At 72.0% G+C, this 21,126-nt stretch carries 20 protein-coding genes and 1 pseudogene; 13 read left to right on the top strand and 8 right to left on the bottom strand.

From position 1 onward, the window contains the following. Positions 1-13: 13 nt before the first annotated feature. The 5 genes from eccCa to ACGGCP_RS23985 are packed head-to-tail and all read right to left on the bottom strand — an operon-like array spanning position 14 to position 6,332. On the bottom strand, positions 14-3,961 hold the full coding sequence (gene eccCa / locus ACGGCP_RS24005) for a type VII secretion protein EccCa (protein WP_392970212.1): 3,948 nt from the start codon (positions 3,959-3,961) through the stop codon (positions 14-16). Between the two features lies 1 nt (position 3,962). Then, the gene (gene eccD / locus ACGGCP_RS24000) at positions 3,963-5,294 is read right to left on the bottom strand and encodes a type VII secretion integral membrane protein EccD (protein ID WP_392970209.1); all 1,332 of its coding nucleotides are present in this window, start codon (positions 5,292-5,294) and stop codon (positions 3,963-3,965) included. A 22-nt stretch (positions 5,295-5,316) separates the two neighbouring features. Continuing rightward, entirely contained in the window at positions 5,317-5,667 is a 351-nt protein-coding gene (locus ACGGCP_RS23995) for an ABC transporter permease (protein WP_392970207.1), read from the bottom strand. Next, positions 5,664-5,966 carry a hypothetical protein gene (locus ACGGCP_RS23990; protein ID WP_392970204.1) on the bottom strand — a complete coding sequence of 101 codons (303 nt, stop codon included), beginning with the start codon at positions 5,964-5,966 and terminating at the stop codon, positions 5,664-5,666. Before ACGGCP_RS23990 ends, ACGGCP_RS23995 begins: the two co-directional genes overlap by 4 nt. Before the next feature lie 15 nt (positions 5,967-5,981). After that, positions 5,982-6,332 (bottom strand): hypothetical protein, encoded by a 351-nt coding sequence (locus ACGGCP_RS23985; RefSeq protein WP_392970201.1) that lies wholly within the window; start codon positions 6,330-6,332, stop codon positions 5,982-5,984. Between the two features lie 254 nt (positions 6,333-6,586). Between ACGGCP_RS23985 and ACGGCP_RS23980 the strand changes: the two genes are divergently transcribed. From ACGGCP_RS23980 to ACGGCP_RS23945, 8 genes are all read left to right on the top strand, one after another. Beyond that, positions 6,587-6,919, top strand: coding sequence for a hypothetical protein (locus tag ACGGCP_RS23980; protein WP_392970198.1), 333 nt, complete (start codon positions 6,587-6,589; stop codon positions 6,917-6,919). Between the two features lie 16 nt (positions 6,920-6,935). Continuing rightward, a complete protein-coding gene (locus tag ACGGCP_RS23975) occupies positions 6,936-9,563 on the top strand; it encodes a hypothetical protein (protein WP_392970196.1) in 2,628 nt (875 codons plus the stop codon). Positions 9,564-9,630: 67 nt separating this feature from the next. Next, the gene (locus ACGGCP_RS23970; RefSeq protein ID WP_392970193.1) at positions 9,631-10,335 is read left to right on the top strand and encodes an RICIN domain-containing protein; all 705 of its coding nucleotides are present in this window, start codon (positions 9,631-9,633) and stop codon (positions 10,333-10,335) included. Positions 10,336-10,367: 32 nt separating this feature from the next. Further along, positions 10,368-11,189 carry an RICIN domain-containing protein gene (locus tag ACGGCP_RS23965; RefSeq protein WP_392970191.1) on the top strand — a complete coding sequence of 274 codons (822 nt, stop codon included), beginning with the start codon at positions 10,368-10,370 and terminating at the stop codon, positions 11,187-11,189. Positions 11,190-11,356: 167 nt separating this feature from the next. Beyond that, positions 11,357-12,265, top strand: a complete 909-nt coding sequence (locus ACGGCP_RS23960; RefSeq protein WP_392970188.1) for an ABC transporter ATP-binding protein — start codon at positions 11,357-11,359, stop codon at positions 12,263-12,265. A 19-nt stretch (positions 12,266-12,284) separates the two neighbouring features. Then, a complete protein-coding gene (locus ACGGCP_RS23955) occupies positions 12,285-13,019 on the top strand; it encodes an ABC transporter permease (RefSeq protein WP_392970186.1) in 735 nt (244 codons plus the stop codon). A gap of 5 nt (positions 13,020-13,024) precedes the next feature. Beyond that, complete coding sequence (locus ACGGCP_RS23950; protein ID WP_392970183.1) at positions 13,025-14,290, top strand: sensor histidine kinase; 1,266 nt, start codon at positions 13,025-13,027, stop codon at positions 14,288-14,290. Next, positions 14,280-14,921: a response regulator gene (locus tag ACGGCP_RS23945; RefSeq protein ID WP_392970180.1), complete on the top strand. Its 642-nt coding sequence runs from the start codon at positions 14,280-14,282 to the stop codon at positions 14,919-14,921. Before ACGGCP_RS23950 ends, ACGGCP_RS23945 begins: the two co-directional genes overlap by 11 nt. Here ACGGCP_RS23945 and ACGGCP_RS23940 read toward each other — a convergent pair. Then, the gene (locus ACGGCP_RS23940) at positions 14,918-15,403 is read right to left on the bottom strand and encodes a cupin domain-containing protein (protein WP_392970177.1); all 486 of its coding nucleotides are present in this window, start codon (positions 15,401-15,403) and stop codon (positions 14,918-14,920) included. The two genes, ACGGCP_RS23945 and ACGGCP_RS23940, sit on opposite strands and share 4 nt — an antisense overlap. A gap of 79 nt (positions 15,404-15,482) precedes the next feature. On the opposite strand from ACGGCP_RS23940, the gene ACGGCP_RS23935 reads away from it, so the two are divergent. Next, a complete protein-coding gene (locus ACGGCP_RS23935) occupies positions 15,483-16,217 on the top strand; it encodes a carbon-nitrogen hydrolase family protein (protein ID WP_392970174.1) in 735 nt (244 codons plus the stop codon). On the opposite strand, the gene ACGGCP_RS23930 is transcribed toward ACGGCP_RS23935, so the two are convergent. Further along, positions 16,214-16,528 carry a winged helix-turn-helix transcriptional regulator gene (locus ACGGCP_RS23930; protein ID WP_392970171.1) on the bottom strand — a complete coding sequence of 105 codons (315 nt, stop codon included), beginning with the start codon at positions 16,526-16,528 and terminating at the stop codon, positions 16,214-16,216. The genes ACGGCP_RS23935 and ACGGCP_RS23930 overlap by 4 nt on opposite strands. Before the next feature lie 161 nt (positions 16,529-16,689). On the opposite strand from ACGGCP_RS23930, the gene ACGGCP_RS23925 reads away from it, so the two are divergent. The 3 genes from ACGGCP_RS23925 (at position 16,690) to ACGGCP_RS23915 (ending at position 19,720) form a co-directional block, all read left to right on the top strand. Then, on the top strand, positions 16,690-17,505 hold the full coding sequence (locus ACGGCP_RS23925; RefSeq protein ID WP_392970168.1) for an SDR family oxidoreductase: 816 nt from the start codon (positions 16,690-16,692) through the stop codon (positions 17,503-17,505). Between the two features lie 84 nt (positions 17,506-17,589). Then, positions 17,590-18,774, top strand: coding sequence for an NAD(P)/FAD-dependent oxidoreductase (locus ACGGCP_RS23920; RefSeq protein ID WP_392970165.1), 1,185 nt, complete (start codon positions 17,590-17,592; stop codon positions 18,772-18,774). Between the two features lie 10 nt (positions 18,775-18,784). Continuing rightward, positions 18,785-19,720 carry a sigma-70 family RNA polymerase sigma factor gene (locus ACGGCP_RS23915; protein WP_392970162.1) on the top strand — a complete coding sequence of 312 codons (936 nt, stop codon included), beginning with the start codon at positions 18,785-18,787 and terminating at the stop codon, positions 19,718-19,720. Positions 19,721-19,844: 124 nt separating this feature from the next. On the opposite strand, the gene ACGGCP_RS23910 is transcribed toward ACGGCP_RS23915, so the two are convergent. Continuing rightward, entirely contained in the window at positions 19,845-20,744 is a 900-nt protein-coding gene (locus ACGGCP_RS23910) for an aminoglycoside phosphotransferase family protein (protein WP_392970159.1), read from the bottom strand. Between the two features lie 125 nt (positions 20,745-20,869). Between ACGGCP_RS23910 and ACGGCP_RS23905 the strand changes: the two are divergent. After that, positions 20,870-21,126 (top strand): annotated as a pseudogene (locus ACGGCP_RS23905) (CPBP family intramembrane glutamate endopeptidase); the annotation flags it as partial.

The raw sequence follows: 21,126 nt of genomic DNA, 5'->3' as shown, positions 1-21,126 counted from the left end.
CAGGCGGCGGTGGTCAGTCGGCGCGGGCGATCTGGACGAGGTCGGGGGTCTGGCCGCGGCGGGCGAGGAGGGCGCGGCCGGGCGGGAGCTGGCGGCTGGCGGTGCCGTTGATGAGCCGGCCTTCGAGGCGGTCGCCGGAGAAGAGCAGGCCGGGGCTGGACATGTCGCAGAGCTGGCGCATGAGCGGTTCGTACACGGCGCGGCCGGCGCCGCCGGTGCGTCGGGCGAGGATGAGGTGGAGGCCGAGGTCGGCGCCGTGGGCGGCGAGTTCGGTCAAGGGCGCCAACGGGTTTCCGGCAGAGGTGACGACGAGGTCGTAGTCGTCGACGACGACGAACACCTCGGGGCCGGCCCACCAGGAGCGTTCGCGCAGCTGCCGGGGGGTGACGTCGGGTCCGGGGAGGCGCTTCTTGAGGGCCTCGGCGAGTTCGGCGGCGTTCTGGGCTGCGTGGGCGGCGGTGTTGCAGTAGGTGATGAGGTGCTCCTCGGGGACCTCTTCGAGGTGGGAGCGGCGGTAGTCGACGAGGAAGATCCCGGCTTCGGTGTGGGGGCGGCGCACGGTCTGGCGCATGATCGTGCGCAGGAGCGTGGTCTTGCCGGTCTGGGTGTCGCCGAAGACGACCAGGTGCGGGTCGGTGTCGAAGTCGATGACGGCGGGGCCGAGGTCGCTTTCGGCGACGCCGACGACGGGCGCGAGCGCGTAGGGGTCGCCGTGCGGGTCGGGCGCGGGGAGGAGTTCGCGCAGGGCGATGTCGACGGGGAGGGCTTTGACGGCGGTGACGCCGGGTCCGGGCCAGCGGCGGCGGGCCTCGCGGGCGAGGTCGGCGAAACCGTCGGTGAGGTCCTCTGTGGAGTCGAGGTCGTCGATGCGGGGCAGGGCGATGTGGCCGAAGCGCTTGTCGGCGGTGAGGACGCGGCCGGGGATCTCCTTGGGGAGCTCCTCGATGAGCTTGCGGTCGATGACGGAGTCGAAGGCGTCGGCGAGGCGCAGTTCGATGCGGCCGGAGAAGGACGCGGCGAGGCGGGCGCGCACCTGCGAGGAGTTCACGGCGGTGAGGACGGCGTGGACGCCGAGCGCGGGGCCGCGCGAGGCGATCTCCATGAGCAGGTCGTTGGCGTCTTCGTTGGCTTCGGTGAGGCCGCCCCAGCCGTCGACGGCGAGGACGAGGTCGCCGGGGACGTCCACAGTGCCGTCGCCGGCGGCGCGGCGCAGCCCGGCGGCTGAGTCGATGCCCTTGCGGCGCATCAGCATCTCGCGGGAGTCCAGGAGGGATCGGACTTCGGCGAGGGTGCGGGCGACGAGTTCGGGTTCGGCGCGTCCGGCGGCGACGGCGACGTGCGGGAGCCGGGCGAGGCCGCCGAGCGCGCCGCCGCCGTAGTCGATCACGTAGGCGGCCACGGCCTGCGGCGGGTAGCGGAGGGCGAGGCTGGAGACGAGGGTGCGCAGGAGCGTGGACTTGCCCGACCCGGGCGCGCCGACGATGACGAGGTTGGCGTCCGCGCCCGCGAGGTCCCATTCGAGGGGGCCTTGGCGCTGCTCGCGCGGATGGTCGAGGAGGCCGAGGACGGCCGTGACGGTGCCGTCGGGCTCGGCTGGGTCGATCCGGTTGAGCGGCAGGGATTCGGGCAGCGGCGGGAGCCAGACGGGGCGGACGGGGTCGATGCCCTCGGCCTGGGTGGCGCTCGCGAGGGAGGCGACGAGGACGCGCAGGACGCTGTGCTCGGCGTCGGGCAGTTCGCGCTCTTCGGTTCGGCCCGTGAGGGAGTCGAGGACGTCAACGACCGGCGGCACGGGCCAGCGCAGGACCGGGAGGGCGCGGTCGGCTTCCTCGCGCGGCGGCGTGTACTTGCCGGAGACCATGGCGGCCTTGAACCTCGTGAAGATCGTGGTGTCCACTTTGAGGTATCCGGAGCCGGGTTCGGGCGGGAGCCGGTAGGCGTCGGGCACGCCGATGGCCTCGCGGCTCTCGGCTTCGGAGAAGGTGCGCAGGCCGATCCGGTAGGACAGGTGCGATTCGAGGCCGCGCAGGTGGGCGGCCTCGAGCCGCTGCGTGGCGAGGAGCAGGTGCACGCCGATGGAGCGGCCGATGCGGCCGACGGCGACGAACAGGTCGGAGAAGTCGGGCTTGGCGGTGAGCAGTTCGGAGAACTCGTCGATGATGACGAGCAGGTGCGGGAGCGGCTCGAGGTCGGGGTGCTGTTGGCGCGCTTTGTGGTAGGCGTGGACGTTGGGGAGGTTCCCGGCGTCCTTGAGGAGCTGCTGGCGGCGTGACATCTCGCCGTAGAGCGCTTCGGCGAACCGGTCGACGAGGCCGAGGTCGTCGGCGAGGTTGGTGATGGCCCCGGCGCTGTGCGGGAGGGCGTCGCAGTCGGCGAACGTCGCGCCGCCCTTGAAGTCCACTGTGAGCAATGCGAGGCGTTCGGGCGGGTGGCGGACCGCGAGCGCGGCGACGAGGGTGCGCAGGGCCTCGGACTTGCCGGAGCCGGTGGCGCCCACGATGAGGCCGTGCGGGCCCATGCCGCCGAGCGCGGACTCCTTGAGGTCGAGTTCGACGGGGCGGCCGTCGGCGTCGACGGCGAACGGGACGCGCAGCAGCGACGACTCCTCGCGCGGCGCCCACGTGCGGCGCCAGTCCACTTCGGCCGGGTCGGCGACGCCGAGGATGTCCGCGAGGCCGTGGACGCCCGAGAGCGCGCGGGAGACGTCGTCGAGCGCGAGCCGCCAGGGGCTGAGCGCGCGGGCGATCGCGGCGAGGTCGGCGGGGTCGATCCGGTCCGGCGCGCCGGTGCTCGTGGTCTCGGCGACGGCGCCTTCGGACCGTTCGATGCGGGTCACCGCGATCGTGTCGTCGTCCACTTTGATGCGTGCCGCGGTGTGCTCGGGTTCCTGGCGCTGCTCGGCGACGAGGGTCCAGACGTGGACGCCGAGCAGGTGCGCCGCTTCGAGGTCGCCCATGAGGCCGGGCAGGGACACCTGGTGCTCGCCGTCGACGACGACGAGCAGGCGGCGCGAGCCGGGCCCGGGCGGACCGCCGCGGCGGCGGCGCAGTTCGGCGGCGCGCACGGCGAGGTCGTCGGCGAGGAGTTCGGCGAGTTCGGCTGTGGTGGAGCAGATGAGCGGGACGGGCGCTTCGCTCTCGCGGGGGTCGGCGAGGAGGTGCGGCAGCCACGAGAGCGCCGTCCACTCGGGAGCGATGCCGGGGTGGGCGACGACGGCCACGCGCAGGTCCTCGGGGGCGACGAGGACCGCGAGCTGCGCGAGCATGGCCTGTGCGGCGGCGCGGGTGCGCGCGTACTCGCCGACGATCGCGGTGTCGCCGACCACTGCGAGGTCGAGCGTGAGCGGCTGGTCGGCCAGTCGCGCGTACTGGTCGACGAGTTCCTCTGCGCCCGACTGGCATACGGGGTCGTAGACGGTGAGCGGGTTCTGCTCGTCGATCTTCAGCGAGAGCGGTCGGGAGAGCGGCACCGCCGCGAGACCGCATCGGACGGTGAGGAGGTCGGCGTCGGTGGCGCGCCGCTCCCAGCGGCGGCCCGGGTCGCACGCGAGGCCGAGGAGCAGCCCGGGGTGCGGGTGGCGGCGGGCGGCGTGGTCGCGCTGGGCCTTCACGGCCTCGCGGATCGTGTGCCGGGCGTCCTCGAGGTAGTCGAGGTAGCGTTCGCGCTCCTGCCGGAGCTTCCGCCTCGGGCCCGAGCGCATGGCGGCGAACAGGACGATGCCCATCGCGACGCTCGCGACGAGCATGAGCAGGCCCGCCGTCGCGTACAGGGGCCGTTCCAGGTTCGACAGGACCATGATCATCGCGCCCGAGCCGGACATGAGCGGCATCATGAGCATCGGCGCGCCCATCGCCGCCGACGGCGGTTCGCCCAGGGCCGGAGGCGAAGCGAGCGTGATCGGCTCCCGGGAGACCTCGGGCGCGGGGCGCCGCGCGGGGCGGCGGACGACGTCGGTGCCCATGTCAGACCCCGGCGACCATCGCGTACAGGCCCGCCAGGTGCCCGGCGAGCACGAACATGCCCGCCACCAGGATCGTCTCCGCGACGGCCACGACCCGCCGCCACCAGGCCGCCGACACCGCCGAACGCGACACCGACGCGACCGACACGTACGCGAGCCCGGCCAGGACCGCCAGCGCCGGGAGCCACGCCAGCAGCGGCTCGGACTGGCCGATCCACTGCCATGCGGCCCAGGCGAGTGCGGCCATGCCGCACAGCCGCAGCGGCGCGACGTGGCGGACGAGTTCGAAGATCCGCGAGCGGGTCAGGAGAGCGAGGGCGGCGCACGTGCCCATGAGCGCGGCCCACGGGTCCGGTTGGGAGGCGAGGAGGGCCGCGGAGGCGGCGGTGGTCGCGGCGATGCCGCCGACCGCGCCGGTGAGGCGGGCGTCGGTGGCTTCGAGGCGGCGTCCGAGGTGGACGTCGGTGGTGGGTTCCCCGGCGCGGACGTCGCGGTCGAGGGCGAAGAGCCCGGCGGAGGCCATGGCGAGACGCGGGACGAGCGCGAGCACGAACATTCCTATGAGGACGACGAGTGTCTGGGCGCGGACGGCGCTGAGTCCGGTGTGGGTCCACAGCGCCCAGGCCCCGGCGCTGAGCGCGAGGGCGCAGGCGAGGCCGACGGCGTAGGCGGTGGCGAGGCGGGCTCCGGCGCGGGCGGCGGTGACGAGGAGGAGCGCGGCGATCCCGGCGCCGATGAGGCGGGTGGCCGGGTGGGCCGCGCCGTCGGGGGCGAGGACGCCGACGGCGGTGTAGCCGACGCGTCCGGCCCAGAGCGCGCCGCCGGTGAGCGCGAGGTGGGTCATGAGGTCGTGCTGGCGGGCCGACCACCAGGACATGAGGACGGCGAGGAGGCAGACGAGGCCGCCGGTGAGGAGGATCGCGGGGTCGGCGCCGGGGCTGAACGCGGCGGCGGCGACGAGGAGTCCGGCGGTGGCGACGGCGAGGAGGCGGCCGGTGCCGGGGTCCCAGCGGGCGCCGCCGGCGTCGACGGCGTCTTCGACCGCGTCGCGCACGTCCTCGACGGTGTCGGGGAGGGCGGCGGCGGTGGCGTCGTGGAGGAGGAGCACGCCGCCGTCGGGGACGGGGCGGGCGGCGAGGGTCTCGGCGGGCGCGTAGGTGGTGCCGTCGATGGTGGACAGCGCCCAGCCGGTGCCGTCCTCGTCGGGTTCCTCGGGTCCGGTGTGCCGCAGCAGTTGCGGGAGGAGTTCGGCGACAGGCAGGTCGTCGGGGAGGGCGAGGTCGCGGGTGGCGCGGGGTCCGACGACGGTGACGGTGCTGTATCGACCGGGCAAGGCGGGCCTTTTCGCTTGGAAGCTAGGGGGTTTCGGCGAGCACGGCGGCGGGCGGCGCGCTCAGGGCGGTGCGTTCGGCTTCCTCTTCGGCTTCGCGCTGCTTTTGCTTCTCGAAGGCGTTGGCGACCGCGAAGGCGGCGACGACGAGGGCGACGCAGATCGCGCCGATGAGGGCGGCGGGCCACAGGGGCTGGCGCTGGCGCCAGCTCCGCGCCGATCCGTAGAGGACGGCGGCGCGGAGCTGGCGGCGGCGCAGGGCGGCGGCCTGGAGCACGTAGCGTTCGCTCTGGCCGGTGCGCCGCATGGCCATCGGGGCGAGGTCGGCGCCGGGTTCGGCGGGCCTCGCCTGGGTCTCGGCGGTCTCCGAGGTCACCCGCCCCACCGGGAGTTGATGCGGGTCATGGTGCCGGACCAGTTGGTGGCGGAGTCGTCGGTGGCGGTGGCGAGCCGGTTGAAGGCGGCTTGGAGTTCGGTGAACTCGCCTTCGGTGGTGGTGTTGAACGTGCCGAAGCCGTCGGTGCCGGCGCCGACCCACTGGCCCTGCACGGTGGTGACGTGGCCCTTGATCTCGCCGAGGATGGCCTCGAAGCGGCCGCGGTAGGTGTGCTGGACGCCGGCGAGGTCCTGCAGGTTGCCGACGTTGCCGTAGAGCTCGAACCCTGAACCAGGCATAGTGGAGTGTCCCTTCTAGATCTGGATCGTGACGGGCTTGATGCCGGGCAGGTTGCCCTCGGCGCCGGTGTAGCCGCCGACGTTCTGGTCGTCGGTGGTGAAACCGTCGTCACTGGTGGCGCCCTGCGCGAGGGCGCTGAGGCCGTACTTCTCGGCCATCTGGTTGTACGCCTCGACGAACGCGGCCTTGGCCCGCTGGAAGGCGACGAGCGACTCGCCCTGCTGGGCGTCGACGTCGGCCTCCATCTCGCCGATGAGGGCCTGCAGGTCGGCGGTGAGGCCCTCGACGGAGGTGCCGTGGTTGTTGGCGCTGGTGGTGAGGGCGTTGGCTACTGAGAGCCCGAATTCCGTTCCGATTCCGGCCATGCGGGGTGCCTCCTAAGGAGCTGTGGACGGCCTGTGCGGGGGAGCGTATCGGTTCATGTTGACACGCGGGTGAAGCGAAAGTAAAGGGCCGCGACCACCACTCTGGACACCTGGAGCATTACCCCGGAACATGATCAACTTGTGTCACTTCTGTTGGGGCGCAACGAAGACAGTTCACCTGATGTTATTCCAAAACTCAGGGATTCTCGGTACGCTGACCGGAATCCGCGCCTGCACCCCCCCCTGGAGGACCGATGGATGAATTCGGCACGAACCCCAACCCCGCCAGCGCCTCCGGCTCCGAGACCATGACCCTCGCCGAGAGCTTCCAGACCCTGCGCGCCGACCTCATCGGCGCGGTCGGCCGCTGCATCGACGCCGCCGGCGAGCCCGAGGTCACCGGCGGCTACGAGGACTTCGGCGAGAAGTGGGCGACCGACCTGAACGCGACCGCCGCGCACGGCGAGAGCGTCGGCGCCACCACCGTCCTGTCGGTGACCGACGGCGTCGGGACCGACGCCGAGAACGCGGACACCGTCGACATCCCCGCCCCCAAACCCTCCCCCGCGGGCATCTCCGCGAACTGACAGAGGACGGCAAGCCATGGCGACCATTCCCACCATCGGCAGTTTCGACCCGCCCGACACGAAGGCCCAGGAGGGCGACCTCTCGGCCGAGTCGGGGTACCTCCAGGCGCACAGCGGCCGCATCATCGGCCGCGGCTCCGACGTCGTCGGCCAGATGCGGGCCTCCGCGGTCGAGTTCACCGACCTCGTCGCCGCGCCGCTCGCCCGCGAGGGCGGCAAGTTCGAGGGTGCCGCGCAGACGGCCATGCAGGGCGCCGTCTACGGCTCCATGGTCACCAACCGGTGGGCCACGTGGGTCACCGAGTTCAAAGGCGCCCGGCAGGCCCTCATCGACGAGTGGGAAGCGGCCGTGGGCAACTCGTTCGGCATCCGCGAGTCCGAAGTGGGCGGCGTGACGCCGAACCTGACGAAGGCCGAGCGCGCCGAGCAGGCCGAGCAGGCCACCGCCGCCGCCGGGGCGCTCAAGCTCGCCGAGATGAACCAGAAGGCCAAGGCCCTCTACGAGAAGTTCAAGGGCCAGGCCGCCGACATCGGCGGGATGCTCAAGGGCGGGCCCACTCCCGAGAACCTCCAGGCCCTCGCAGCGGGCGGGATCGGGACCTGGATGGGCTTCAACGTGTTCGGGAAGGACGCGGCCCTGCCGCTGGTCGGCGCGGACGGCAAGGACCTCGCCGAGGCCTTGGCCGCGGCGCTCAAGAACGGCGACGAGCTCACCCCCGAGCTGCGGGCCCTGTTCGAGACCATGATGACCCTCGCCGAGCGCGCCGAGCACCTGCAGGGGCGCGAGGACATCGCGCTCTCCAAGGGCGAGCTGGCGTTCCTCGAGCAGTTCTTCGCGGGGATGGACGGGCCCGGCCTCAACGGCTGGACCGAGCAGAACATGCTCTACTACCTGCCGGAGTACTTCAAGGAGAACGGCTACTCCGGCGCTGACCAGGCCCTGCTGCTCGGCGCGATGGGCGGCGGGCTCATGGCGCTGTCGCAGTCCGGCCTCGGCGGCGGCGTCGAACGGCTCCCCGAGAGCCTCCGCAGGCACGTCGAGTACCTCAACGGCACCGGCAAGGCGCCGTTCGGGGGCGGGCCGTACGACTACACGGAGATGCTCGAGGGCATCGCCCCGATGCTCGGCGCGGCGGCGGGCCAGGGCCTCGACAAGCTCCAGGCCGGGCGCGAGCTGTCGACCGGGCTCGTCTGGATGATCGCCGACACGATCGACCGCCAGTCCGACGCGGGCACCGACCACCGCAACATCTACAACCAGATGAACGGCGTCGAGGAGTTCGGCCACTGGCAGGACGCCGACAAGGGCTTCGCCGCCATCATGGAGGTCGTCACCCGCGACAACGACCTGAACGCCGACCTGCTCACCGGGTTCGTCAAGCACCCCGAGTACGGCGACGAGAGCCGCGAGCACCTGCTGCGCGGCCTGTTCGGCCGCAAATGGGAGGACGGGGGCGCGGCCGCGTCCAAGATCATCGACTGGATCCCCGGCGCACTGCACGGTTCCGACCCGTTCCTGGCGCGTGACGCCGCCGAGTCGTACTTCTCCGTCGTCGACACCATGACGAACGAGAAGGCGGGCGGCCACTGGGACCAGTCGGCATTCGAATTCTTCACCGACGGCTTCGGGAAGACGGCCGGTTTCGAGAGGGCGCCGCTCGGCGCGGCCAACCCCGAGATCACGAACGCGCTCACGAGCGCCACCATCCCGTTCCTCGACTGGTACGCCCAGGACCCCGACATGGTCTCCGACAAGGTCGAGGAGAGCACCTTCGTCAACTGGACGCTCGACCCCGCCGACCGCACCGCCTACCTCCAGATGCACGACCGCGCGAACATGTTCGAGCTCCTCCTGGGCGGGGAGGCCTCGGGGCAGGCCCTCGGCGAGGCCGTCTACGCCAAGGTCTATCTGGACGGCGCGACCCTGCCGTCCTGGGGCGACATCGACGGCCACAACGACGGCGAGGCCGAGAACCGCTTCGCCGGCGACAGCGACGGGGCCTCCGAGTACGCCGCGTACACCGGGCGGCTGCTCGGGTTCCTCGACGCCGGATACGAGAACGTCTACAAGGACGGGCTCGACGACGCCGCGCTGGAGACGAAGCAGAACAAGCAGGAGTCCGCGTGGCTGCGCGGCGGCGCCGCCATCGCCAAGGAGATCGTGACCTCGCTGCCACCGGTCAGGGGCGCCAGGATCGTCTGGGAGATCGCCGCGAAGGAGGCGTTCGAGGTCGGCAAGTGGGGCCCGAACGTGACCGAGGCCAGCGGCGGGATGTTCTCCCCGGGCGCCAACCCGGGCAAGGGCGCCGACGGCGTGACGAACGACGAGATGAACTTCAACTTCGCGCACGCCATCGTCAACACCCTGGTCAGCGACCCGGATTCGGGGCGCACGGTCGAGGAGCTGCACGACGCGTTCCCCGGCCTCACCGAGAAGGACCCCGACACCGGGAAATGGCGGCTCAAGTCCGTCGAGGACGTGACCGACGGCTACTCCTCCCGGGACCCGAACAGCTACAGCGTGACCGACGCGCTCGGCGACATCCGCGACTACATGGGGTGGAAGAACAACCAGCGCTACGACACATACACGAAGGACCTGTTCATCGAGCGGTTCGACACCGGGAAGAACTACACCAAGTAGCCGGCGCCGCCCGCCGCCCCCGGCGGGGCCGCCCGGCCCCGCCGCCGCCCACCGCTAGGAAACCCCTGTGACCCAGACCGATCCGCGCCAGCGTGCGCAGCGCGACCTGCCCGACCGCATCCAGCACGGCCTCGAAGGACTCCGCGACCGCATCGGCGCGAACAAGGCCGTCGCCGCCACGGCCGCCGTCGTCGCCGTGGTCCTCCTCGTCGCGATCGTCGCGGCCGTCGTCGCCTCCGGCGGCGGGGACGAGAGCGCCCCGCCCGGTGCGGGCGGCGAGACCTCCTCTGCCGCAAGCGAAGGCGAGGCCGCGCCGACGCTCCCGGCCGACGGCGCGTACCTGGCCCGCCAGGAGGCCACCGGCCTGTGCATCACGAACGGGCCCGAGCCGGGCAACGAGGCCCGCAGTGTCATGGTCCTCGGCGACTGCGCCGCGACCTACCCGGCGGGCCTCGCGTTCGCCTCCCAGGGCGGCGGCGTCTACACCGTCGGCCTCGACTTCGCCGCGGACGACTGGCAGGCCTGCTGGGGCGCCGACGAACCGGCCGACGAGGCCGGGTACCTCACCGCCGGGCAGGACTGCGCCGACACGGACCTCCAGCGGTTCCAGCTCACCGGGGCCGGAGCCGACTCCTACACGTTCAGTGTCGTCGCCTCCGGACTCTGCCTGGGGCTCTTGGAGGACGCCGCCGCCGAAGCGGGCGCGGCCCTCGCCACCGCCCCCTGCGACCCGGACGACCCGGAGCAGCGGTTCGCGCTCCTGGTCCCCTGAAACCCCCGCATCCCGCCATAAAGGAACCATCCGTGCCACCACGAGATCCGCGCGTCCCCCGGCACTCCGCCGGGACCGATCTGCCCGCGAGACTCCGCGAGACCTGGGAGAAGGCCCGCCTGCGGCTGGGCACCAGCCAGGCCATGGCGGGCGTCGCGGCCGTCGTCGCGCTCGTCCTCCTCGTCGCGATCGTCGCCGCCGTCATGGCCGCTGGCGGCGGGGACGACCCGGAGCCCGCCGCCGCGACTGAACCGGCCTCGACCGCAATGAACGCCACGTCGACCCCGTCCGCGTCACCGTCGCCGAGCCCCAGCCCGTCCGCCTCCCCCAGCGCTGAACCATCCGAAGAGGACGAACCCGAGCAGCCGCGCGAGAGCGAGGAGCCCACCGAGGCCGAACCGCCGCCGCCGACCTACCCCGGCGACGGCTGGTACCAGGTGAAGCAGGAGGCCAGCGGCCTCTGCCTGAGCACCGGCCCCGAACCGGGCAACGAGGGCCGCACCGTCGTCGTCCTCGCCGGGTGCGGCTCGGCGAACCCGTCCACCATCCAGGTCGTCGCCTGGGACGAGGGCGTGTACGTCTTCAACCTCCACTTCCCCGACTGGAGCGCGTGCATGGGCGCCGACGCCCCGGCCGACCAGGAGGGCTACCTCATGGCCGCCTACGGCTGCGAGTTCACCGAGACCCAGTTCTGGGAGCTCGAACCGCAGGGCGGCGGGGTCTACACGATCGCGACCAGCGCCTCCGGCATGTGCGTCGGCATCCTCGAAGGCCGCTCCTCCAGCTCCGGCGAGCCGACCGCGACCGACTCCTGCGACGCCGGGGACGCGACCCAGCGCTTCACCCTGTCCTGAACCGCGCGAAGGGCGTGCCGTACAGGCGCCCTTCGCCGTTCCCACAGCGGCTGAACGCATCCACCGATCGGTTGATGCGCCGGATCAACCGGTGCCGCAGCCGCGCGGTCGATGCCGCGCACCGCCGTTCCTGCGAGTGTTGACGTACACGAAGCAGGGAGGCCGCAATGGCGATCATCGAAGTGAAGGACCTGGTCAAGGACTACGGGAACTTCCGTGCAGTGGACGGGATCTCGTTCGAGGTCGGCGAAGGCGAGATCTTCGGCATCCTCGGCCCCAACGGCGCGGGCAAGACCACCACAGTGGAGTGCGTCGAGGGGCTGCGGTCGCGCGACGGCGGCAGCGTCAAGGTCATGGGGCTCGACCCCGAGCGCGACGGCGCCGAACTCAAGCAGGTCCTCGGCATCCAGCTCCAGGAGAGCCGCCTGCCCGACCGCATCCGCGTCGGCGAGGCCATCGACCTCTACGCGTCGTTCTACCGCGAGCACGCCGACACCGAACGGCTCCTTGACAAGCTCGGCCTCGGCGGGAAGCGCAAGACCCCGTTCGGCAAGCTCTCCGGCGGCCAGCAGCAGCGCCTGTCGATCGCGCTCGCGCTCGTCGGCAACCCCCGCGTCGCGGTCCTCGACGAGCTCACCACCGGGCTCGACCCGCAGGCGCGGCGCGACACGTGGGACCTCATCGAGCAGGTCCGCAACTCCGGGGTCACGATCATCCTGGTCACACACTTCATGGACGAGGCGGAGCGGCTCTGCGACCGCATCGCCGTCGTCGACTCCGGGAAGATCGTCGCCCTCGACACCCCGGCCGGGCTCACCGCCCGCGTCAGCGAGGAGCAGCGGGTCCGGTTCCGACCCTCCGCCGAGTTCCCCGACGCGCTCCTGCTCGACCTTCCCGAGGTCGCCCGCGTCGAGCGCAGCGGCCCGCACGTGGTCGTCACCGGCGGCGAGAACCTCCTCCAGGCCGTCGCGTCCGTCCTGGCGCGCAACCACATCGTGGCCGCGGACCTGCGCGTGGAGCAGGTCAGCCTCGACGACGCGTTCGTCGCCCTCACCGGCAAGACCCTCGACAACTAAGCACCCCAAGGAGAACGCCATGCACGCCCTCATGAAGCTCGTCCAGATCGAAGCGAAGCTGTTCCTGCGCGACCCGATGACCTTCGTCGTCGGGCTGCTCCTGCCCAGCGCGGTCCTGCTCGGCCTCGGCGCCGTGCCGATGCTCCGCGAACCCTCCCCCGACATGGACGGGGTCCGGTTCATCGACTACTTCGCGCCCTCCGTCATCGTCATGGCCGTCGGCGTCATCGGCCTGACGAACCTCCCCACGGTCCTCGCCGGCTACCGCGAGAAGGGCGTGCTGCGCCGCATGCACGCCACCCCCGTCCACCCGGTGAAACTGCTGCTCGCCCAGCTCATCGTGAACCTCGGCGGGTCGCTCCTGTCGGCCGCGCTCGTCATCGTCTCCGGGGCGCTGGTGTACGACGTGCCGCTCCCCCAGCACGCGTTGGGCTTCGCGATCGCATTCGTCCTCGGCATCACCGCCGTCTTCGCGCTCGGCATGCTCGTCGCGGCCCTCGCGCCGACGTCCCAGGCCGCCACCACCCTCGCGACGGTACTGTTCATGACGGCCATGTTCTTCGGCGGCGTGTACCTCCCCCGGTTCATGCTGCCCGACGCGCTCGCCCGGGTCGGCGACTACGTGCCCCCGGGCGTGCAGTCCCTTCTGGACGCCTGGACGGGCACCGCCCCCGCCGCGATCCCGCTCCTGGTCATGGCCGCCACCGCCATCGGCGCCGGAGCCGTCGCCGCCCGAGTCTTCAAGTGGGAGTAGCAGTCATGGAGCCGGTGTCGCGCACCGCCGAGGAGCTGTCCGAACAGCACTCCAAGGTCGAGTCCCTGTACCACCGGCTCCTCGACTGGATGCCGTACGCGACGCTCGGGCTCAGCGCGGCCCTCAGTTCGCTGATCTCCCAGCGGCCGCTGGAATACCAGCTCCAGACCCTCGCACTGGCCGCCGCCACGGCCCTGTGGGTGTACCTCATGTTCACCCGGATCCCGTCGAAGGACGAGGCCTCGAGCGCCCGCCTCGCCGTGTACCTGTTCGTGATGCTCGCGCTGGGCGCGGCGCTCATGGCCCGCGACATGATGTTCTTCATCTTCGTGGTCACCGGCTTCTTCCACGCCGGGTACATGAAGACCATGCCCGCGCTCGCCGCCGGGATCGGCGCCAGCTCCATAGTGGTCAACTCCAGCATCGTCACCTCCCCCGGCGCGGACGCCCAGGCCGCCGTGATCTACACCGTGGTGGTCCTCGTCCAGACCGCCGCGATCAGCTCCGGCTTCGGGTTGAACGAGAAGCTGGTGCGGCTGCGGACGCAGCGCGAGGAGGCGCTCCTCGCCCGCGAGGCGGCCCTGGAGGAGAACGCCGGGCTCCACATGCAGCTGCTCACGCAGGCGAGGGAAGCGGGCATCCTCGACGAGCGCCAGCGCATGGCCCGCGACATCCACGACACCGTCGCCCAGGGCCTGGCCGGGATCATCGCGCAGCTCCACGCCGCCGACGGCACCGACGACGCGGCGCAGCGCCGCCGCCATCTCGACAGCGCCGCCGACCTCGCCCGCGAGAGCCTGGCCGAGGCCCGCCGCACCGTGCAGGCCATCGGCCCGCCGACGCTCGACACGGCGCAGCTCCCCGAGGCGCTCGCGGAGGTCTCCTCGAAGTGGTCGGCGCAGCACGAGGTGCCGGTGGAGCTGACGACCACCGGAGACGCGCAGCCGATGCACCCGGAGGTCGAGGTGACGCTCCTGCGGGTCACGCAGGAGGCGCTCACCAACGCCGCCAAGCACAGCAGGGCGTCGCGGGTCGGTATTACGCTCTCCTACATGGATGACCAGCTGGCGCTCGACGTGCGCGACGACGGGGTCGGTTTCGAACCGGCGAACACGAAGGCCGCCAAGGGCAGCGGGTACGGCCTCGCGGCGATGCGGCAGCGCGTGGGCCGCCTCGCGGGGAGCCTGTCGATCGAGTCCGAGCCCGGCGCGGGCACCGTGGTGTCGGCGATCGTCCCGGCGGTCCCGCGGGCGGTGGCCGATGCCGTCTGAACCGATCCGCGTCCTCATCGTCGACGACCACCCGGTGGTGCGCGACGGCCTGCGCGGCATGTTCGACCGCTGCGAGGACATCACGGTGGTGGGCGAGGCCGCGGACGGCCGCGAAGCGGTCGAACGGGCGCTCGCCCTCGGCCCCGACGTGGTCCTCATGGACCTGCGGATGCCCGGCACCGACGGCGTGACGGCGATCCGGGACCTGGCAGCGCGCGGCGCGGCCGCCAAGGTGCTCGTCCTGACCACCTACGACACCGACTCCGACGTGCTGCCCGCGATCGAGGCGGGCGCGAGCGGCTACCTGCTCAAGGACGCCTCGCCCGCGGAGCTGCAGCGCGCCATCAGGTCCGCGCACGAAGGCGGCACCGTCCTCGCGCCATCCGTGGCCTCGCTGCTCATGGACCGGGTGCGCAAGCCTGCGCCGAGCACCGGCCCGCTGAGCGAGCGGGAGCTGGAGGTGCTGGCGCTGGTCGCGAAGGGCCGCAACAACAAGGAGGCCGCCGCAGAGCTGTTCATCAGCGAGGCCACCGTGAAGACCCACCTCATGCACGTCTACGCGAAGCTCGAGGTCAACGACCGCGCCGCCGCGGTCGCGGCGGGCTACGAGCGGGGCCTGCTCGGCGGCTAGGCCTCCTCGACCCAGTAGTTGTCGTGCTCGATGAAGAACGCGGCGCGCTCCTCCTCGGTCATCTCGCCGATGGTCGCGAGCCCTTCGAAGTAGGGTTCGCGCACCGCGCCCGGGGTGAAGAGCAGGAGCATCGAAGCGGGCTCGTCGGTGTCGTTGCGGAAGCCGTGGAGGCCGCCCTGCGGGACGTACACGAAGTCGCCCTTGCTCATCGGGGCCCACTCGTTGCCGTTGTAGATGGTGATGGTGCCGTCGAGGATGTAGAAGGACTCCGAGATGGTCTTGTGGTAGTGCGCGCCGGGGCCGCCCTTCTTGGGGCCCATGTTCCATCGGTAGAGCCCGAACTCGCCGCCGGTGGCCGCGCCCTTGGCGAGGTAGTCGGCGTGGCCGTTGTCGAAGAGGATGTCGGCGGGCGAGTCGCCTCGGCGTACGACGGCGGTGGCTTCGCCGGTGTCTCCGAAGTACTTCGGTTCGGGGTATGACATGCGAAGGGCCTCTCTGATCGCGGGGTGGTAACGGTGACTGGAGCCTACTTCCATCCCCGGTCCCGGATACGCTCGGACCATGAGCGGACTCCCCCGGCCCCTGACCGTCGCCGCCGCGCAGCCGCTGCTGCGGGCGGGCGACCTCGCGTCCAACGCTGCCGCCCACGCCGAAGCGATCCGGGAGGCCGGGGCGCGGCTCGTGGTCTTCCCGGAGCTGTCGCTCTCGTCGTACGCGATGGCGGCTCCGGCTGTGGCCCTTGCGGATCCGGCACTGGACGGGATCATCGCGGCGTGCGCCGAGACCGGCTCGGTCGCCCTGGCGGGCGCGCCCGTTGCGGAGGACGGCGGCGAGTACATCGCGACGCTGCGCATCGACGGCGAGGGCGTCGCGGTCGCCTACCGGAAGGTCCACCCCGACGAGGAGGAGTCGCGGCGCTTCCGCGCCGCCCGCGACCACGTCGTGTTGGAACTGGACGGCTGGCGGCTCGGCCTGGCGATCTGCCGCGACACCATGATGTTCGAGCACGCGCCGGCGACCGCCGAGTTCGCCAAGCGGTCAGGGCTGGGCGGCATCGACGCGTACATCGCCGGGTCGCTCTACACGCCGCGGGGGCTTCCCCGGCGCGACAGGCGGATGCCGCAGATCGCGCGCGGCTACGGGATCTGGGTCGTCCAGGCCTGCTTCGCGGGGCCCGGCAGCGACTACCCGGAGGCCGTGGGGAACTCGGCGATCTGGTCGCCGGACGGCGAGGTCGCCGCACGCGCCGACGAGCGGCCGGGCCGGATCGTCAAGGCCGAGATGGGGTTCGGCTAGCCCTCGGCCTTGGCGCGGGCGTCCATGATCGTCTCGGCGTTGCCGCGGATCCAGTCGAACATGCCGCCGAGCTGCTGCGCGGTGCCCTCGCCGAGTTCGGTGAGGCCGTAGGTGACCTGCGGAGGGACCGTGGGCTCGACGTGCCGCCACACGAGGCCGTCGCCCGTGAGGTTCTTGAGGGTCTGCGAGAGCATCTTCTCGCTGACGCCCTCGACCCGCTCGCGCAGCTCGAAGAAGCGCAGCTCGCCTTCGTTGAGCGCGAGCAGGACCCAGATGCCCCAGCGGCTCGTGATGTGGTCGAGGACCTGCACGGCCGGGCACTGACGGTGAAACACCTCACGTTCGCCCCGGACGCTGGGCCAAGCCACCTGATTTCCAACCAACACGGTATGAGCTTACTTCGAAGTGCGTCCTTCCGGAACCGCCGCAAGCCTCCTAGCTTTGGTTTCACCACCGACACAAGGAGAAACCAATGATCGTCGTCACCGGAGCCACTGGCAACGTCGGCCGTCCGCTCGTCGAACTGCTCCTCGCCGAAGGCGAGAAGGTCACCGCCGTCTCCCGCAGCGCCGCCGCGTTCCCCGAGGGCGTCGCGCACGTCCAGGCGGACCTGAACGACCCCGAGACCCTGCGCCCGGCCTTCGACGGGGCCGACCGCCTGTTCCTGCTCACCCGCGAATCCGACCACGACCTCGCCCCGGTCCTCGCCGCCGCGAAGGACGCCGGGATCCGCCGCGTGGTGCTGCTGTCGAGCCAGCGCGCCGAGACGCGCGACGACCCGTCGCAGCTGGTCTACGAGAACGCCGTGAAGGCGTCCGGCCTGGAGTGGACGTTCGTCCGCCCGGGCGCGTTCCACTCCAACGCGTTCATGTGGGCCGAGCCGGTGCGCACCGCCCGCGCGATCGCCGCCCCGTTCGGCGACGTCGGCCTGCGCCTCATCGACCCGGCCGACATCGCCGCGGTCGCCGCGGTCGCCCTCACCGAGGACGGGCACGCCGGTCGGGCCTACACGATCACGGGCCCGGCGGCGGTGACCCCGCGCGAGCAGGCCGCCGCGATCGCTGCGGCGATCGGCGAGACGGTGCAGTTCATGGAGCTCACCCGGGACGACGCGTTCGCGATGTTCACGCAGGTCTGGTCCCCCGAGATCGCCGAGGGCGCGCTGGATGCGCTCGGCAGCCCGAACGCGGCCGAACTCGCGGACAACCGCGAGGTCGAGCGGCTGACCGGCCGCCCGGCGACGTCGTTCGCGGACTGGGCGCAGCGCAACGCCACCGCATTCAAGTAACGCAGGTCACAGCTCGCTCCTGTCATGGAATCGGCGGCCGTCCCGTTCAAAGGGAGTCAACCGAAACCAGACAGGAGCGAGACCATGCAGCACCGCATCACCGTCCTCGGCGCGGGATACGCCGGCACGTTCGCCGCCGGGTACCTCGCGCGCCACCTCGACCGCGACGACTTCCGGATCACGCTCGTCAACGCCGAACCGGACTTCGTCGAGCGCTTCAGGCTCCACCAGGTCGCCGCCGGGCAGACGCTCAAGCACCGGCCGCTCGCGGACATCTTCGCGGGCACCGGCGTACGCATCGAACTCGGCCGGGTCACCGCCGTCGACGCCGACGGGAAAACCGTCGTGATCGACGACGGGAACCGCCTCGACGCGCTCGAATACGACACGCTCGTGTACTCGCTCGGCAGCACCGTCGCCGACCACGGCGTGCCGGGCGTCGGCGAGCACGCCTTCCACATCGCCTCGCGCCCTGCGGCCCTGCGCCTGCGCGACCGCCTCGACGCCTTGTGCGGCAACGGCACCGTGCTCTGGGTCGGCGGCAACCTGACCGCGATCGAAGGCGCCACCGAGATCGCCGAATCCCACCCCGGCCTCAAGGTCGTCCTCGCCACCAGCGGCGAACTCGGCGGCTGGCTCGGCCCCAAGGCGCGCCGCCACCTGCTGCGGGCCTTCGACCGGTTCGGCATCGAGGTCCACGAGCACGCCCCCGTCGACCGCGTCGAAGCGGGCGGCGCGCACACCGCGCACGGGTTCCTGGCTTCGGACGCGACGGTGTGGACCGCCGGATTCGCGGTCCACCCGATCGCCGCCGCGAGCGGCCTCGCCGTCGAAGCGAACGGCCAGATCACCGTGGACCGCCAGATGCGCTCGGTCTCCCACCCGGGCGTCTACGCCGCGGGCGACGCCGCGTTCGTCATCGGCGAGAACGGCCGGCCGCTGCCGATGTCCTGCGCATCGGCCGGGTTCACGAGCCAGCAGGCGACCGCCGCGATCATCGGCGACCTCACCGGCCGCACGGTCAAGCGCAAGGGACTCGTCTACGTGGGCAACCACATCAGCCTCGGCCGCAAGGACGCGATCCTGCAGGTCGTCGGCGGCGACGTCAAGACCAAGGGCGCGATGTGCGGCCGCACCGCAGCGGGCATCAAGAACGGCATCCTCACGGGCGCCACCTGGGGCGTCGCGAACCCGACGTTCGGGATGCCCGCCCGCAGGCACGGCATGGCCGCCCCGTCCGTGCGCGCCGCCGAAACGGTGCCCGCCTAGAGTGGCGCTCATGGACGCCGCCACCGTGGAACGCTTCGAGGCCGGCCGGCCCCGGCTGGCCTCGCTGGCGTACCGCCTGCTCGGTTCGGCGGCCGACGCCGAGGACGTCGTGCAGGACGCGTTCCTGCGCTGGCAGGCGGCCGACCGCGACCACATCAGGCTCCCCGAAGCGTGGCTGACCAAAGTGGTCACCAACCTGGCGCTCGACCGGCTCCGGTCGGCGCAGGCGCGCAAAGAGCGGGCGGTCGGCGCGTGGCTGCCCGAACCGCTCCTCGAAGGCGACCCGATGCTCGGCCCGGCCGAGACGGTCGAGCAGCGCGAGTCAGTGTCCATGGCGGTCCTCATCCTCCTCGAACGGCTCTCGCCGGTCGAACGCGCCGTCTATATCCTGCGTGAGGCGTTCGCCTACAGCCACAACGAGATCGCCGACATCCTCGACATCACGGTCGCGGCCAGCCAGCAGCACGCCCTCCGCGCCCGCCGCCACGTCGCGGCCGGACGCGACGCCGTCCACGTCGACCGCGAAGCGGCCCACCGCATCGTCGAGGAGTTCCTGGCCGCCGCAACTTCCGGCGAGACGGACCGCCTCGTGGCCTTGCTGACCGACGACGCGACGGCCGTCTCCGACGGCTTCGGCCTCATGGACAAGCTCCGGCACGAGTCCCTCCCCGACCGGATCGCCGCCTGGCTCCGCGCCGGTTTCAAGCCGACCCCGGCCAAACGCGACCTCGTGGGCGGGGCCGTGACGTTCCACTCGGCGATCGTCAACGGCGCCCCGGCCGCGCTCGCGGTCGTGGACGACCGCGTGGCGGGCCTGGTGGTCCTCGACCCGCGCGGCGGCAAGGTCGCGGGCCTCGTCTCCATGGCCGCCGCCCACCGCCTCGCCCGCGTCACCGAGCAGTGGCAGCGGTGCGGACACCGGGCCCCCGTCATCGGCCACTGGTAGCGACTTCCGAGCCGGGCGGCTCCCAACCCCGTTCCGGGCGAGCAGGCCAGTCCTCGAGCTGGGAACTGGCATTGCGCCGCTCAGGAAAAGCCTCCGCCGAAGACGGCCACGAGCCGCATCGCCGCTAGGCGAGGAGGCGAGCGAGGGTCGCCTCTCCAGCCGCCTTCCAGGTGATCTTGCCTCCGGCCCAGCCCTGTTCGCCCGCGTAGCCGACCTGGAGGAGCCCGAACGCGCGCATGAGCGCCCATCCGCGCGCCCGGAGGATGGTCGACTCGTCCGCGTCGGCGTAGGCCTCGAAGCACCGCTCAGCCGATCCTTCGGGCAGGAGCATCCAGGCGGCGCAAAGGTCCGCGGCGGGGTCGCCCGCGCCCATGTCGCCGAAGTCGATGACGCCCGTCAGGGTGCCGTCGGTCCCGAGGACGTTCGCCGGGTGCAGGTCACCGTGGACCCACACTGGAGCAAGCTTCCAAGGGTCGGCGGCGAGCGCGTCGTTCCAGACCCGGCGCATCGCGGCCGCGTTCGCCTCGGTCGACCAGGCTTCGATGCCCTGCTCCACGTCATCGGCGTGGTCCGGCAGCGGCAGGCTCCGGTGCGGGTTGACGGGCGCGTCCTCGGGGGCCGTCTCGTGTAGGGCCGCAAGGAAACCCGCGAGCGCGTCGGCCGATTCGGGGCCGTTTTCGAGAGGCTTACGGTCGACCGGCTCGCCCGCGACCCAGGTGGTCACGAGCCACGCCGCCGGGAACGCGTCGCCTGGCGTGCCGAGCCTGACGGGGGTCGGCACCGGGAGCGGCAGCCGCTCAGCGAGGTCCGGGACCCAGCGGTACTCCTGCTCGAGGAGCTCGGGCCCGCGCGGCGTGCGCGGGATGCGGATCGCCAGGTCGTCGCCGAGTCGCCACATCCGGTTGTCCCAGCCGCCGTCGACTTCCCGCAGCTCGAGCCCGGCCAGGTCGGGGTGCTGTTCCCGCAGCATCGCCCGCACGAGGGCTTCGTCGATCACGATGTCGCTCAACTGCAAGTCGGCCATCACCGCAACCTACACGTCGACGGACGGCGCTTGCCACCACAGCGTGCGGCACCTGTCAGGCCCTTCCTGTTCGGCGACAGCGGCGGGACAGGCCTGTGACAGGCGCGCGGATCAATATTCTCCACATGAACACGAACTCCCCGGCCGCCCAGAGCGCCGCCACCCAGACCCGCCCCCGCAACCGATTCGTCGAACTCCTGCTCGCCGACCGCCATTCGATCCCGCTGTCCATCGCCCTCCACCTCGTCCCCGGCGCACTCATCGTCGCCGCCTACGCCTGGATCGGCGCGCCGATCTCGCGCGCCATCGGCGCCCCGATCTTCGCCGCCTGGGCCATCGGCCTCATGGTCGTCCTCTTCCCGCTCTGGTTCGGCCTGTTCTG

The organism is Glycomyces sp. NPDC048151, from assembly GCF_043202775.1.
Classification (GTDB): Bacteria; Actinomycetota; Actinomycetes; order Mycobacteriales; family Micromonosporaceae; genus Glycomyces.
Note: the sequence above shows the minus strand (reverse complement) of the source record. Positions and strands in the feature narration are given on the sequence as shown.

Bases quoted from the DNA above. Each gene is read 5' to 3' on its own strand.
- eccCa (WP_392970212.1), bottom strand. From the start codon at position 3,961: ATGGGCACCGACGTCGTCCGCCGCCCCGCGCGGCGCCCCGCGCCCGAG.
- ACGGCP_RS23990 (WP_392970204.1), bottom strand. From the start codon at position 5,966: ATGCCTGGTTCAGGGTTCGAGCTCTACGGCAACGTCGGCAACCTGCAG.
- ACGGCP_RS23985 (WP_392970201.1), bottom strand. From the start codon at position 6,332: ATGGCCGGAATCGGAACGGAATTCGGGCTCTCAGTAGCCAACGCCCTC.
- ACGGCP_RS23980 (WP_392970198.1), top strand. From the start codon at position 6,587: ATGGATGAATTCGGCACGAACCCCAACCCCGCCAGCGCCTCCGGCTCC.
- ACGGCP_RS23975 (WP_392970196.1), top strand. From the start codon at position 6,936: ATGGCGACCATTCCCACCATCGGCAGTTTCGACCCGCCCGACACGAAG.
- ACGGCP_RS23960 (WP_392970188.1), top strand. From the start codon at position 11,357: ATGGCGATCATCGAAGTGAAGGACCTGGTCAAGGACTACGGGAACTTC.
- ACGGCP_RS23955 (WP_392970186.1), top strand. From the start codon at position 12,285: ATGCACGCCCTCATGAAGCTCGTCCAGATCGAAGCGAAGCTGTTCCTG.
- ACGGCP_RS23950 (WP_392970183.1), top strand. From the start codon at position 13,025: ATGGAGCCGGTGTCGCGCACCGCCGAGGAGCTGTCCGAACAGCACTCC.
- ACGGCP_RS23945 (WP_392970180.1), top strand. From the start codon at position 14,280: ATGCCGTCTGAACCGATCCGCGTCCTCATCGTCGACGACCACCCGGTG.
- ACGGCP_RS23940 (WP_392970177.1), bottom strand. From the start codon at position 15,403: ATGTCATACCCCGAACCGAAGTACTTCGGAGACACCGGCGAAGCCACC.
- ACGGCP_RS23935 (WP_392970174.1), top strand. From the start codon at position 15,483: ATGAGCGGACTCCCCCGGCCCCTGACCGTCGCCGCCGCGCAGCCGCTG.
- ACGGCP_RS23925 (WP_392970168.1), top strand. From the start codon at position 16,690: ATGATCGTCGTCACCGGAGCCACTGGCAACGTCGGCCGTCCGCTCGTC.
- ACGGCP_RS23920 (WP_392970165.1), top strand. From the start codon at position 17,590: ATGCAGCACCGCATCACCGTCCTCGGCGCGGGATACGCCGGCACGTTC.
- ACGGCP_RS23915 (WP_392970162.1), top strand. From the start codon at position 18,785: ATGGACGCCGCCACCGTGGAACGCTTCGAGGCCGGCCGGCCCCGGCTG.
- ACGGCP_RS23910 (WP_392970159.1), bottom strand. From the start codon at position 20,744: ATGGCCGACTTGCAGTTGAGCGACATCGTGATCGACGAAGCCCTCGTG.